Annotated in this window: 14 protein-coding genes and 3 tRNA genes; 10 read left to right on the top strand and 7 right to left on the bottom strand. The window is 68.1% G+C overall.

Features of this window, described 5'->3' with window-relative positions; all coding sequences use genetic code 11:
• Nucleotides 1-9: 9 nt before the first annotated feature.
• Nucleotides 10-1,158, bottom strand: a complete 1,149-nt coding sequence (locus ACFOY2_RS11685) for a Fic family protein (RefSeq protein ID WP_379527990.1) — start codon at nt 1,156-1,158, stop codon at nt 10-12.
• Between the two features lie 51 nt (nt 1,159-1,209).
• Here ACFOY2_RS11685 and ACFOY2_RS11690 point away from each other — a divergent pair, with 51 nt between their 5' ends.
• Entirely contained in the window at nt 1,210-1,542 is a 333-nt protein-coding gene (locus ACFOY2_RS11690; RefSeq protein ID WP_379527991.1) for a hypothetical protein, read from the top strand.
• 10 nt (nt 1,543-1,552) lie between these two features.
• On the opposite strand, the gene ACFOY2_RS11695 is transcribed toward ACFOY2_RS11690, so the two are convergent.
• Both ACFOY2_RS11695 and ACFOY2_RS11700 read right to left on the bottom strand, forming a co-directional pair.
• Nucleotides 1,553-2,020 carry an NUDIX hydrolase gene (locus ACFOY2_RS11695; protein WP_379527992.1) on the bottom strand — a complete coding sequence of 156 codons (468 nt, stop codon included), beginning with the start codon at nt 2,018-2,020 and terminating at the stop codon, nt 1,553-1,555.
• A 114-nt stretch (nt 2,021-2,134) separates the two neighbouring features.
• Entirely contained in the window at nt 2,135-2,605 is a 471-nt protein-coding gene (locus ACFOY2_RS11700) for a hypothetical protein (RefSeq protein WP_379527993.1), read from the bottom strand.
• Between the two features lie 227 nt (nt 2,606-2,832).
• Here ACFOY2_RS11700 and ACFOY2_RS11705 point away from each other — a divergent pair, with 227 nt between their 5' ends.
• Both ACFOY2_RS11705 and ACFOY2_RS11710 read left to right on the top strand, forming a co-directional pair.
• Nucleotides 2,833-3,390, top strand: a complete 558-nt coding sequence (locus tag ACFOY2_RS11705; protein ID WP_379527994.1) for a WD40 repeat domain-containing protein — start codon at nt 2,833-2,835, stop codon at nt 3,388-3,390.
• Between the two features lie 45 nt (nt 3,391-3,435).
• Nucleotides 3,436-3,633, top strand: a complete 198-nt coding sequence (locus ACFOY2_RS11710) for a DUF1737 domain-containing protein (protein WP_379527995.1) — start codon at nt 3,436-3,438, stop codon at nt 3,631-3,633.
• 11 nt (nt 3,634-3,644) lie between these two features.
• On the opposite strand, the gene cimA is transcribed toward ACFOY2_RS11710, so the two are convergent.
• Together cimA and ACFOY2_RS11720 are read right to left on the bottom strand one after the other, a co-directional pair.
• A complete protein-coding gene (cimA, locus tag ACFOY2_RS11715) occupies nt 3,645-5,222 on the bottom strand; it encodes a citramalate synthase (protein ID WP_379527996.1) in 1,578 nt (525 codons plus the stop codon).
• Between the two features lie 198 nt (nt 5,223-5,420).
• Entirely contained in the window at nt 5,421-6,068 is a 648-nt protein-coding gene (locus ACFOY2_RS11720) for a DsbA family protein (protein ID WP_379527997.1), read from the bottom strand.
• A gap of 58 nt (nt 6,069-6,126) precedes the next feature.
• Between ACFOY2_RS11720 and ACFOY2_RS11725 the strand changes: the two genes are divergently transcribed.
• On the top strand, nt 6,127-6,771 hold the full coding sequence (locus tag ACFOY2_RS11725) for an O-methyltransferase (RefSeq protein WP_379527998.1): 645 nt from the start codon (nt 6,127-6,129) through the stop codon (nt 6,769-6,771).
• A gap of 82 nt (nt 6,772-6,853) precedes the next feature.
• Here the strand turns inward: ACFOY2_RS11725 and ACFOY2_RS11730 are convergent, their stop codons facing one another.
• The gene (locus ACFOY2_RS11730; RefSeq protein ID WP_379527999.1) at nt 6,854-8,827 is read right to left on the bottom strand and encodes a M3 family metallopeptidase; all 1,974 of its coding nucleotides are present in this window, start codon (nt 8,825-8,827) and stop codon (nt 6,854-6,856) included.
• A 166-nt stretch (nt 8,828-8,993) separates the two neighbouring features.
• On the opposite strand from ACFOY2_RS11730, the gene ACFOY2_RS11735 reads away from it, so the two are divergent.
• Nucleotides 8,994-9,065 (top strand) — tRNA-Gln (locus tag ACFOY2_RS11735).
• 37 nt (nt 9,066-9,102) lie between these two features.
• Here the strand turns inward: ACFOY2_RS11735 and ACFOY2_RS11740 are convergent.
• On the bottom strand, nt 9,103-10,029 hold the full coding sequence (locus ACFOY2_RS11740) for an alpha/beta fold hydrolase (protein WP_379528000.1): 927 nt from the start codon (nt 10,027-10,029) through the stop codon (nt 9,103-9,105).
• A 109-nt stretch (nt 10,030-10,138) separates the two neighbouring features.
• Here ACFOY2_RS11740 and ACFOY2_RS11745 point away from each other — a divergent pair, with 109 nt between their 5' ends.
• The 5 genes from ACFOY2_RS11745 (at nt 10,139) to ACFOY2_RS11765 (ending at nt 12,852) form a co-directional block, all read left to right on the top strand.
• Entirely contained in the window at nt 10,139-11,341 is a 1,203-nt protein-coding gene (locus ACFOY2_RS11745) for a sensor histidine kinase (protein WP_379528001.1), read from the top strand.
• Between the two features lie 44 nt (nt 11,342-11,385).
• A complete protein-coding gene (locus ACFOY2_RS11750) occupies nt 11,386-11,994 on the top strand; it encodes a response regulator (RefSeq protein WP_379528002.1) in 609 nt (202 codons plus the stop codon).
• A gap of 22 nt (nt 11,995-12,016) precedes the next feature.
• Nucleotides 12,017-12,598, top strand: a complete 582-nt coding sequence (locus ACFOY2_RS11755) for a hypothetical protein (protein WP_379528003.1) — start codon at nt 12,017-12,019, stop codon at nt 12,596-12,598.
• An 85-nt stretch (nt 12,599-12,683) separates the two neighbouring features.
• Nucleotides 12,684-12,759 (top strand) — tRNA-Glu (locus tag ACFOY2_RS11760).
• 20 nt (nt 12,760-12,779) lie between these two features.
• Nucleotides 12,780-12,852 (top strand) — tRNA-Glu (locus tag ACFOY2_RS11765).
• Nucleotides 12,853-13,022: the final 170 nt, after the last annotated feature.

The following is a 13,022-nucleotide window of genomic DNA, read 5'->3' on the forward strand; positions in this document are numbered from 1 at the left end:
TTTGTCTCATCACGACGTTCGGCGACTTCGATAAGGATCGGCGTAGGGTTTCGTCGACTGTTTGACAGACTCCACGATGGGCTGCATAGCCGGGCCGGCCACATAGTAACGGCCTCTCGCCTGCCCCTCGGGTGTCAGCCAATTGAGGCGGCACATCTCTCGGATATCGCGCACGGCCTGCTGAGGGCTGAGTTCTGCGTCCTGCTGGTATACGGTCCGTCGTACGCGCGACGTCCAGAAGGCAGGCAGGAGAGCGAAGACGGTTCGCTCGTCAAGACCGTCTGCGACGGCTGCCTCCGACAGCGCGGACCATGCCCGGCTCAGAAGATCGACTCTGCGCTTCGCCTGTTGAGCCTGGAGGTGGTGGGCACGCAAACAGAATGTGATCCACCCATGTGTCGATCGGCGAGGGCTCCATTCCGGACCACCCACCTCTCCCAGGATCTGGTAGTAGGCGTAGGTGTTCTGCCCTCTGCCCAGCCACTCCTCGATGGAGGAGAACTCCGGAGGGAGCAGGGCTTCCCTGGCGAAGACCAGCGTTGACAGCGCCCGGGACATGCGCCCGTTTCCATCCGCCCAGGGATGGATGTTCACCAGGTTCAAGTGCGCCATTGATGCCCGAACATGGACTGGGGCGTCCACATCACCTTCATTGAGCCATTGAATGAGCTCAGTCATGAGGCCGGGTACCACTTTGTGATCTGGCCCCGTGTAAGCCGCGACCGATGGGTCGTCAGGGCTTGTGACATAGACCGGACCCTGCCGAAGGCGGCCCGGCCGTTTCCTTGAGTGATGCTCCTGCGTCATGAAGTGCAGGCCGTTCAGCAGGCCGAGGTCGTAGCTGAACTCCGCGCCGGCGTCGGAGAGCGCCTGAATGTAGGTCATCGCCCGCCGATAACCCTCCAACTCCCTGCGGGTCGCGTCGCTGGTTTCCAGAGGCGCCTCTCCCGCCATGAGCGCCTCCACGTCTTCGACCGACGCCGCGTACCCTTCGATGGTGTTCGAGCCGACGATGGCCCTGGCGGTGAGGCTCCGGCGCAGCTGCTTCGTCCACCGCTCTTGGGGGCGGATGTGCATGCGCAGGTCGTGCCGCATCTCTTCGATCTCTTCGACCACACGAAGGTCGGCATCGGTCAGTTTGGGCGTCCCATAGAGCATGACTTGATGACACCATTATCGTGTCATCGAGTCAATTCGCCATGGCCGTCCATGGCCGGGTCGATCGGACAGGACACCCCTGACACCGCCATGGCGCTGCGTCGCGAGATCGCCGCACAGGCGATGCTGATGGTCATGGCTGGAGCGCGAACGGGGATCAACCCGCAGGACTTCGAAGCATCGGCGCGTATTGGCCAAGGCGTGACGGCACAACTCCTCCCAGCCCTCGACCGCGTCGCTGGGACCGAACCGGACATCCCACTCGGTCATCCGGCGGTGGCACGGTTCACCGGCAGTCGCAGGCCTCTGGGCGTCATCCGCAACAGGCTTGCGACAGACATCCGTTTCCGGATCGCGTGGGATGGCGCCGCCCACGAGTCTTGACCACATAGGTTCAATCGACGTGTGGGTACGCACGCTCTAGATAGTCGTTGAGCTGCCGCCATTGCGTGGGGTGGATGTCCAGAGAGTGCAGATCTCCCGGCTCCACCCAGCGGACATCACTGGCCTCGTCGTTGGCCTCCGGTCGGCCGCCGACCGGACGGGCGATCAGCATCACCTCGTACTCCTGGCGGATCTCGCCGTCGCTGTAGGCGACGATGTGGCCCGGGTCGGAGTAGATCCCCAGGATGCCCACGGCCTCGACGCGGACGCCGGTCTCCTCCTCAGTCTCCCGCACGGCGCACTGGGACGGCGTCTCTCCGATCTCCATCTTGCCCATGGGCAGCGCCCACTGGCCGGTGTCACGGCGGCGCTGCATGAGGATGCGTCCGGCGTCGTCCACGGTCACCGTGCCGCAGGCCGGCACCAGGCTGTTCGCTTTCGGGGCGTCCGGGTCGTTCCAGTACTCGACTCGTCCCATCAGAAGCCTTTCAGGTCTCCGCACCCGACCAAGGTGCAGCCCCGCCCCAGACACGCTCGGACGATGACGTGCCATCCGGCGGTGGCACGGTAACTCGAGCTCCGCGCTTCGGGCTCATGCCGAAACCTGTACCGGCCCGAAGTCGCCGCTCGTGGGCTTGCGTGCCTTGGCGTAGTGCGCAGGGTCGGCCTTGATCCTGGCGGTGGCTCGCCAGCCCGCGATGACCTCCTGGGTCGTGACGTCGACATCCAGCTCGGCCGCGTCCGAAAGCGCATCGACCAGTTCCAGGGTGAAGGCACGCAGCTCGTCCGGGGACAGGTGGCGAACCCGAGGGAAGACCTCCGGCATGGCGATGACCAGTGCACGCGCGGTGGGATCGTGCTTGATGAAGGCGAGGAACAGCCGGGATGTGGTGGCGAACGTCCGTTCGCGCCCCTCTTCGCGGTCCGCTGCCGTCAGGTCGAAGTCGGGAGCATCCCGATGTGTTATCCGCACGCCTCCCAGGCGTGCCGCACGCTCGGCGACTGCCCTGAGGTTCCTCGACAAGTCAGAAAAGGTCACTGCGCCGGCATCGCTGATGCTCACAGCATGAATGTAGGTCAGAACACGCTCTGAGGTGGGCGAATCAGGACGGCCACAGCGGCTGACAGACCATGAAGCAAGGGCGGAGCCCAGCACTACGCTGGCCCGGTGCCCGACATATCGATGCTTGCGAGCAGTAAGGTGCCTTCCTCGACACCGATCATGGATATGTCGGTGGTCGAAGTCGGCGGAGACATGTTCGTGGTCTGCGCGAACTGGTACGGAGCCGTGTGGACCTGGGACCCGTCGCGCGACTTCTGGCAGGAACGCACCCTGGCGTACGCCTTTGCCCCGGACCCCCTCGCCGCCGAATACCCCGATGCCGAGAACTGCCTCCACGTGGTGGCCGCAGCCGTCACCGACGGACGCGTCGTGCCGGCGGCAGGCGGCCACGAACGAACGCTGACGCGCAGGCGGTCGCGCTGTCGTGCCTCGACGGCCGTCCGATCGTCGCCGCGGCCGGTCCCGGCATCTACGTCTGGGAGATCTCCGAGGACGAGGACGGCGACCCGATTTACGATCCGCTCATCGGGCACGAGGACCAGGTCCTGGCCATGGACGTCATCACGGTGGCGGGCCGGCCTGTTGCGGTGACCGGCTCAAAGGACCGGACTGTGCGCATATGGGACCTGGCTGAGGGGACGCCGATCGGGGGTCCCTTGCGTGGACACCAAGGCGCGGTCGAGTCCGTGGTCACCGCCGTGCTGGACGGCTGCGAAGTCGCTCTGACGGCGGGGCGGGACGGCGTGGTGTGTGCCTGGGATCTCAGCTCTCTGCCCGACTTGTGATCGGGCGTGATAGGGAGGAGTCATGTCGACTGGTGTGAAGACGCTATGAGCGCGCCCCCGGATGGCCTGCCCGTCTACCGGGTACTGACAGGCCCCGATGATGAGGCCTTCTGCCGTCGGATCAGCGAGGCGATCGCGCTTGGGTACCGCCTGCACGAAGGCCCCGCTGTGACGTTCAACGGTGAACGGGTGATCGTCGCGCAGGCGCTGCTGTGGCCGGGAGCGCCTGCGGCGAGTGCTTAGCGCTTGGGTGGTCAGGGGGTTTCGCGGCCGGCTCGGAGGAGGCCGTAGGTTACTGCCTGCTCCAATGCCTGCCACGACGCGTCGATGATGTTCTCGGCGACCCCCACCGTGGCCCACTCGGCCGTGTCGTCGCTGGAGGTGATGAGGACGCGGGTGATGGCGTCCGTGCCGTGCGTGCCCTCGAGTATGCGGACCTTGTAGTCGACCAGTTCCAGTTTGGCGAGCTCGGGGTAGAGCTGCTCCAGCGCCAGGCGTACGGCCTTGTCCAGGGCGTTGACGGGGCCGTTGCCCTCGCCGGTGGCGACGATGCGCTCGCCCTTGGCGTGCAGTTTGACGGTGGCCTCGCTGACGAGTTCGCCGCCCTTGGTGCGTTCGATGATGACGCGCCAGGATTCGACGTCGAAGTGGCGCTTGCGCTCGCCGTGGACGGTGTCGCGCAGGAGCAGTTCGAAGGAGGCGTCGGCGGCCTCGAAGGTGAAGCCCCGCGACTCCAGGTCCTTGACCCGCTCGACCAGCGACTTGGTGTGTTCGGGAGTGAGTTCGTAGCCCAGGGCGCGGCCCTTGAGTTCGACGGAGGCGCGTCCTGCCATGTCGGAGACGAGCATGCGCATGTCGTTGCCGACGAGTGCCGGGTCGATGTGCTGGTAGAGGTTGGGGTCGACCTTGATGGCACTGGCGTGCAGGCCGGCCTTGTGGGCGAAGGCGGAGGTGCCGACGTACGGGGCGTGGGAGTTGGGGGTGACGTTGGTGACTTCGGTGATCGCGTGGGCGATGCGGGTCATGTCGGCGAGCGCGTCCTGGGGGACGAGGTCGAAGCCGCGCTTGAGCTGGAGGTTGGCGACGACGGTGAAGAGGTTGGCGTTGCCTGAGCGTTCGCCGTAGCCGTTGGCACATCCCTGTACGTGCGTGGCTCCGGCCTTGACGGCGGCCAGGGTGTTGGCGACGGCGCAGCCGGTGTCGTCGTGGCAGTGGATGCCGACCCGGGCGCTGGTCCGCACGGCTTCGTGGACGACGTCGGCCAGTTCGTCGGGGAGCATGCCGCCGTTGGTGTCGCACAGGGCGATGACGTCGGCCCCGGCTTCCGCGGCGGTCCTGATGACCTCCAGCGCGTAGGCGGGGTTGGACCGGTAGCCGTCGAAGAAGTGTTCGGCGTCGAGGAAGACCCGCTGGCCCTCCGCGCGCAGGTGGGAGACCGTGTCGCGGATCATCGCGAGGTTCTCCTGGAGAGTCGTGCGCAGGGCCAGTTCCACGTGCCGGTCGTGACTCTTGGCGACAAGGGTCACGACCGGCGCGCCGGATTCGCGCAATGCGGCGACCTGTGGGTCGTCGGCTGCTCGCATACCGGCCCGGCGGGTCGCGCCGAACGCGGCGAGTTGCGCGTGTTTCAGATCGAGCTCTGTTCGAGCGCGTCTGAAGAACTCGGTGTCCTTGGGATTTGCGCCCGGCCAGCCCCCTTCGATGTAGCCGACTCCCAGGCCGTCCAGGTGACGTGCGACGGCGAGTTTGTCGGCGACCGTCAGGTTCAGGCCCTCTTGCTGGGCGCCGTCACGCAGCGTCGTGTCGTAGACGTGGAAGCGGTCGTCGGCCATGAGTCTCTCTTCTCTCTGGGAGCGTCCCCGGGAAAACAAAAAGACCCCTCACGGACGTGAGAGGTCTGCGCGCTGGCGGTGTCCTTCTGTCAGCCAGCGCGCCTGCCGATAATGAGCAGACCGTAGAACATGGTGCCGTCCAGTCTGCCATACGTGTTCACCAGTTGGCACATCGGTCTCACCCCCTGGACGCGGCCGTCATACCGTGACGCCGTCACCGCCGGTGATCAGGCGTTCGAGCGCGGCCGGGTGGCCGAACACCTCGACGTCCAGCATCTGCCCGTCGAGCAGCACGGTCGGCGTGGCCTGGATGGGGAGCTTGGCCGTCTCCGCCAGGTGCGTCTTCGCGTACGACTGCGACCTGATGCACGTGTCCACGGACGCCCCCGCCTTCTTGGCGGCCCCGATCAGCTCCTTGACGGTGAAGCCCGAGGCCACGCCGTGCGGCGCGGGCTGGATGGCGTACAGCTGGTTTCTGAAGGCCAGCCAGTTCGCCTCGGGAAGGCAGCGGGCGGCAGCGGCGGCCCGGACGGAGTTGGAGCGCATGGGCTCGTCCCGGAAGATCGTCACCGCGTGGAAGACGACCTTGACCTTGCCCTCCCTGGCCAGGCGCTGGATCGTGGCGTCGACCCTGGTGTGCATCTGCTTGCAGGCCGGGCAGTCGAAGTCCTCGAACACGTCGAGGACGGGCGCCTTGCTCGATCTGTCGGCCAGGACCATGGATCCGTCGGCCTGCCGTTTCAGCTGTACCCCGTCGGACGACATACCGGGCGAAGAGAACGCCAGAACCCCAAGAACGGCGATCGCCACGCACGCGGCCGCGACCACCATCAACCGCTTCATCATCAGCCACCCTCACCTCATAGATCGCGCAGACCCTACCCGAAACGGAAACAATGTCCGCATGAAGGCATACCTACTTGACCAGGCCGTGGCCCGGTACGTCCTCGAACATTCCACTCCGCCCGACCCCCTATTGCAGGAGCTGGCGAAAGAGACCGTCGAGGCCACGGGCGACAACGCAGGCCTGCAGATCTCTCCGGACCAGGGCGTCTTCCTGACCATGATCACCCAGCTCCTGGCCCCCTCGGTGGCCGTCGAGGTCGGAACGTTCACCGGCTATTCGTCGGTCTGCATCGCGCGCGGGCTGTCCGGCGGGCGGCTGCACTGCTTCGACGTGAGCGAGGAGTGGACGTCGATCGCGCGCCGCTACTGGACGGCGGCCGGAGTCGACGACCGCGTGACGCTCACGCTCGGCCCGGCGCTGGAGACGCTCGCCGCCTTCGACCAGACCATCGACCTCGCCTTCCTCGACGCCGACAAGGGCAACTACCCGGGCTACTACGAGCTGCTGATGGAGCGGCTGCGGCCCGGCGGCCTGATCGTGGCCGACAACACGCTGCGGCGGGGCTGGGTGGCCGACCCCGGGCACGACGAGCCCACGACCGTGGACATCCGCCGGTTCAACGAGCTGGTGATCGGGGATCCGCGGGTGAGCGCCCTGGTGCTGCCGGTCGCCGACGGGATGACGCTGATCAGGAAGAAATAGGGACGCCCGCCCTGGCCTGGCTCGTCCACCGCGGCACGGTGCCGTTCCCGGGGGACGCGCCGGGCCAGGGTTCCGGGTTCGTTCAGTTCAGTCCGCGGCGGACGAGGAGGGGCTCGATGCTGGGCTCGCGCCCGCGGAAGTTCCTGAAGGCGGTCAGCGGGTCGACGCTCCCGCCCCGCGACAGCAGCTCACGACGGAAGTGATCGCCGTTCTGCCTGCTCAGCCCCCCGTTCTCCTTGAACCACTCCACGCTCTCCGCGTCGAGCACCTCACTCCAGATGTAGGAGTAGTAGCCGGCGCTGTAACCGCCGGTCGAGGCGAAGACGTGGGCGAAGTAGTTGGTCCGGTAACGCGGCCTGACCTGCGGGATGGCGATCCCGGCCGCCTCCAGCGCGGCCGCCTCGAACGCCTCGGGGTCGGCCACGCTCTCGCCCGGCTGCAGCTTGTGCCAGGCCCAGTCGAGCAGCGTCGCGGCCAGGTATTCGACGGTCTTGAAGCCCTGGTTGAACTTCTCGGCCGCCTGCAGCTTGTCCACCAGGTCGGCCGGCATCGGCTCGCCCGTCTCGTGGTGCTTGGCGTAGTTGGCCAGGATCTCCGGCCAGGTCACCCACATCTCGTTGACCTGGGACGGGTACTCGACGAAGTCACGCGGCACGCTGGTGCCGGACACCCTTGGGAAACGCACCTGGGAGAACAGTCCGTGCAGCGTGTGCCCGAACTCGTGGAAGGCCGTGTTGACCTCGTCGTAGGTCAGCAGCGTCGGCCCGGAGGCGGGCTTGGCGACGTTGAGGTTGTTCATCACGACCGGCCGCAGCCCGAACAGGTGGGACTGGTCGACCAGGCTGTTCATCCAGGCCCCGCCGCGCTTGCCCTGTCTGGCGTACGGGTCGAGCAGGAACAGGCCGAGCCGGCTCCCGTCCTGTTCGAACACCTCGAACACCGTCACGTCGGGGTGGTATCCGCGCAGGTCGGGACGTTCGGTGAAGGTGATGCCGTACAGGCGGGTGGCCGCGTGGAAGATGCCGTCGCGGTAGACCCGGTTCAGCTCGAAGTAGGGCCGCATGGCGGCGCCGTCGAAGGCGTAGCGGGTCTGGCGCACCTTCTCGGAGTAGAGCGACCAGTCCCACGGCTCGATGTCGAACCCGGCCTGCTCCGCCAGCTCCTGCGCCTCCTTCTGGGCGTTGCGCACGGCGGGGCCGACGAGCTGGCCGAGCATCGCCTCGACCGCCTCGACGGTCTTGGCCGTCTGGTCGGCCACGATGTAGGCGGCGTGGGTGGGGAACCCGAGCAGCGCCGCCCGTTCGGCCCGCAGCGCCGCCATCTTGGCCGCCACCCCGAAGTTGCCGGGGGCGCGGCCGACGCTCAGCTCGTACAGCCTGCGGCGCACGTCGCGGTTGGTGAGCTGGGCCAGGGCGGGCTGGGCGGTGAAGTTGAGCAGCGGCAGGACGTAGGTGCCGTCCTTGCGCAGCGACTCGATCCTGGCCTCGTCGAAGCCGTCGAGCTCCGCCGGGTCCTCGACGACCAGCGCCGACTCGTTGGACGCCCTCAGCAGGCTCTGCGCGAACTCCGTGGCGAGCGCCGACAGTTGCTGGTTGAGCTCGCGCAGGCGGTCCTGCTCCGACTCCGACAGGTCGGCACCGGCCCTGATGAAGTCGTCGCGGTACTTCTCCAGCAGCCAGGACTCCTCAGGATCCTCCGTGCTGACCTGCTTGATCCGCCCCCACAGGGCCCGGTTGAGCCTGATGGTGTCCATGTGCCTGGTCAGCAGGGGGGAGATCTGCTTCTCGATCTCCAAGATGCCGTCGCTGGAGTTGGACGCCGCGACGGTGAAGAAGACCGTGGCCGCACGGTCGAGGATCCGCCCCGATCGCTCGAGCGCCGCGATCGTGTTGTCGAAGCTCGCCGGCTCCGCGCTGCTCGCGATCGCGTCGACCTCGGCCAGTTGCTCGGCCATGCCGCGCTCGAACGCAGGCGTGAAGTGCTCCTCGCGGATGTCGGCGAAGGGCGGCAGCTCGTAGGGCAGGCTACTTGGGGCGAAGAACGGGTTCTCGACCAACGCTCGGGCTCCTCCACATGGTGTTTTGTCCCCATCAGCTTGGCACGACCCGGGCCGTGCTGGGGGCTGTGGAGGGCCCGCCGGTCAATCGTTTTGGTCTTACCCCCGTAGCTGGGCTATTCTTTTCGACGTCGCCAAGCGCAGCTTCGCAAGGGCCGCGTAACGGTGGGGTATGGTGTAATTGGCAGCACGACTGATTCTGGTTCAGTTAGTCTAGGTTCGAGTCCTGGTACCCCAGCAGTGAACGGATGTCCCCAGTGGAGACATCCGTTTTTTCATTTGGCGAGCTTGTGCAGAATGTGAGTGATCTGACGGTACGCCTTGGGCGTCGGCGCGTGCGTGGCCTCGATCGTGAACACCTTGAACGTGTTGCCCGGCGTCGCCGCGTCCGCCTCCCTGATCATGCGGTCCTGGAGTGCGGGCGGGATCACCCTGTCCTTCGAGTGCCTGATGTAGACCCTCGGCACGCGTCCCCATGCGTTCTTGCTGCCCCTGGCGTCGCCGTTCGAGACCAGCAGGCTCTCGTCGGGCAGCAGCGAGTTCAGCATCGCGAGCAGTTCGCCGTCGGTGGCGTCGGCCATGAACGCCTCCTTGACGGCGGCCAGGAACGCCCTGTCGTTGGAGCGCCAGTTGACCCGGATCGCCTTGAGCACGCGGGGGTCGCCGACCAGGCCGCCGAGGATGCCGGTCGCCAGGCTCGGCTTGCCCTCGGGGGTCTCCAGGTATTGCGCGGGCGAGGGCAGCTTGGTGCAGCAGTACGCCGCGTCGTAGACCAGCCGGTCGATCAGGTCGGGCACCTCGTCGGCCACCTTCGTGATCGTCGCTCCGCCCAGGCTGCCGCCCACCAGGATCACCGGGCCGTGTTCGGCGGCGCGGCGCACGACGTTCACCGTGGCCTCGACGTAGTCGTCCAGCGTGACGTCCGTCACGGGCGAGGGGATGGTCGCCAGCTTCTCGAGGTCCTGCGGCGCCTGGTAGGCGAGGTGGAACTGCTCCTCGGGGCCGTGGCCCGGCAGGTTCACGCCCACGGTGCGGTGGCCGCGCAGCGTCAGCTCGGAGTCGCCCGCGGCCACGCCGTTGGCGCCGGTCACGAAGACGAACGTGGTCACCTTCTTGGGCTTGGCGGCGGCGGTGGCGCCGGCGGCTCCGGCGCCCGTGACGGCGGCGTACTGGAACATGTTTCTGCGGGTCATATCGGTCATGGGACGATGTTCGCCCAGGTCGGCAGGGGGCCACATCGTCCACGTGGCAGGACGTGCGGTTGAGGCCGGACATCCACCGATCGGTTGACGACGTGCCAGGCTTGGCCCCATGAGCTGGTTCGACGGTCGCGAGCGCCTGGTCTACCCCGGCCTCGCCTACGGACTGCTCGCGGTCTGCGCGATCGTGGCCGCCGTCTCCGGCGTGCCAGAGGGGACCGCGGGCCTCGCGCGGGCGTTGCCGTCCTGGCCCGTGCTGGCCGTGGCCGCCGCCGGGTGGCTCGCGCCGACCGCCTGGCTCTACGCCCGCCGCGACAGCCGTCGCGGGCTCGTGGTGATCCACTACCTGGTGCTGATCGCGCTCGCCGGGGCGCTGATCCTCAAGAGCGCGCCGTTCGTCGTGTTCGCCGCGATCGGCTACCCGCTGGCGATCGCCCTGCTGCCCGCCCGGCTGGTCATCGCGGGCGTGACGCTCACCGCCGTGGTCACCGTGGTCGCCCAGGCGGGGCCCGGGGCGCAGTCCACGGTGCTCACCGTGATCGCCGGCGTGGCCCTGCCGCTGGTCCTGGCCGGCTGGTACGTCTCCGCCGAGCACGACAAACGCCGCCGCCTCGTCGAGCGTCTGCGCGCCGCCATGGCCGAGAACGCCGACCTGAACGCCAGGCTCCTCGGCCAGGCCAGGCACGCAGGCGCACTGGACGAACGGCACCGGGTGGCGGGGGAGATCCACGACACGGTCGCGCAGGACCTCGTCGCCCTCATCGGCCAGCTCGACGCCGCGGGCCGCGTCGCCCAGGACGCCGCGCTCCGCCACCACCTCGACCAGGCCGCCGAGCTGGCCCGCCGCGGCCTGACCGAGGCCCGCAGGTCCGTACGCGGGCTGCGCCCTGAGCCGCTGGAGGACACCGAGCTTCCCGAGGCGATCAGCCGGATGGCCGGCTCCTGGTCGAAGGCGTCGGGCGTGGCCCTCGCCCTGGAGATCACGGGCACGCCGGTCGCCCTGGACGCCGACGTGGAGGCCGCGCTGTTCCGCGTCGCCCAGGAGGCCCTGGCCAACGTCGCCAAACATGCCAAGGCCACCAGGGCGGGGCTGACTCTGTCGTACACGGACGAAATCCTTCTCCTGGACATTCGCGACGACGGCGCGGGTTTCAATCCGCAGCGGCCCGCTGACGGCTTCGGACTGGACGGGATGCGGCAGCGGGCCCGCGGCGTTGGCGGCACCCTGGAGATCGAGTCGGAGCCGGGCCGGGGCACGGCCGTGGCCGCCGCCGTCCCCGTCATCCCCGCCGCCACGCCGCACCGCGATCGATGAGAGGCTGAATCGTGGACGACTCTCGCGGAGGGCACGGAATACGGGTGAGGCTGCTGATAGCCGACGACCACCCCATCGTGCGCGACGGGCTGCGCGCGGCCCTCGGCGGCGAGCCCGGCGTCGAGGTCGTCGGGGAGGCCGCCGACGGGGCCGAGGCCGTCCGGCTGTCCGCCGAGCTCCGGCCCGACGTCGTCCTGATGGACCTGCGCATGCCCGGCATGGACGGCGTCAGCGCCATCCGCAGGCTCAGCGGCACGGGGCCGAGGGTGCTGGTGCTCACCACGTTCGACACCGACGTCGTGCCCGCGATCGAGGCGGGAGCCAGCGGCTACCTGCTGAAGGACGCCCCTCCTGAGGAACTGGTGCGCGCCGTCCTGGCCACCCACGCGGGCGAGACCGTGCTCGCCCCCGCCGTCGCCGGCCGCCTGGCCGATTCCCTGCGCCGGCCGGCTCGGGGACGGCTGAGCAAGCGGGAACTCGAAGTGTTGCGCCTGGTCGCCGGGGGAGCGACGAACAGGGAGGCGGCGGCGACCCTGTTCATCAGCGAAGCCAGCATAAAGACCCATCTGCTACATATCTATGCCAAACTCGACGTTCGTGACCGTGCTGCCGCCGTCGGCGAGGCCTATCGTCGCGGTCTCCTGACCAACTGACCGCTCCAACCCCCTTCTTTTCATGGATGAATTTCGTATTCGCGCGGGCAGCTTCCCGCGCTTCCTCGCCCCGTTCCTCGCCCCGCTGATCTTCTTCTTCGTCGTCTGCCTCCTCCTGGGCGCCATCTTCACCAACAGCACCCCGCTCGGCGCCCTCATCGGCGCGCTGGCCACCGCGGTCCTGTTCGGCGTCCTCGCGGTCAAACACCGCCGCCTCACCGCCGGCACGGTCGTCCGCTTCTCACCCGACGGGGTGGAACTGAGCGACTCGGCCGGCTTCCACGTCCGGCTCCGCTGGCCCGACATCACCAGAATCGACGTCGTCGACACCCAACTCGCCAACCCCCGCAGCATCGGCCGCCCCGGCGGCGTGCGGGTGCGCACACAGGCCCTGCGCTCGGTGGGGCTCATCGGCTGGGGCGAGCGCACAGTGCCGCCGCGCATCCCCGGCTGGATGCGCGACCGCCTGGCCCGCGTCCCCGTTGACCCCGCGACAGGCCGGCCGGAGGTCACGATCCCGCTCGGAGAGATCGACGCGCAGTGGGAACGAGGACGCATGGGCGAGTGGGTTCGCCACCACAGGCCCGACCTGATGGGCCGGTAAGTGGTTTGGTTGTGGTCTGCGGGGTGCGGTAGAGTTACCGGCGTCGCCAGGGAGGAAACCCCCCGGCACACGAGCTTGTGGACAAGGTCCCGTCGTCTAGTGGCCCAGGACGCCGCCCTCTCAAGGCGGTAGCGCCGGTTCGAATCCGGTCGGGACTACCACTTGTCACAAGCCCGCAGAAGGTCCCGTCGTCTAGTGGCCCAGGACGCCGCCCTCTCAAGGCGGTAGCGCCGGTTCGAATCCGGTCGGGACTACGTCTACACCGCTCCGGCGCCTAACGGCCCGGAGCGTTTTGCTTTTTCCCACCGGTTTCCCGCCGGACGTTTCTCGGGGCGCGATCACCACGTCGGAGGCCCACAGCGCGCACGTCACGGCGCCCGGCCCCGTGAACCGCAGGAGCGTTCCCCTGGACAGGGCCCAGCCA

The organism is Nonomuraea purpurea (assembly GCF_042650645.1).
GTDB lineage: Bacteria > Actinomycetota > Actinomycetes > Streptosporangiales > Streptosporangiaceae > Nonomuraea > Nonomuraea purpurea.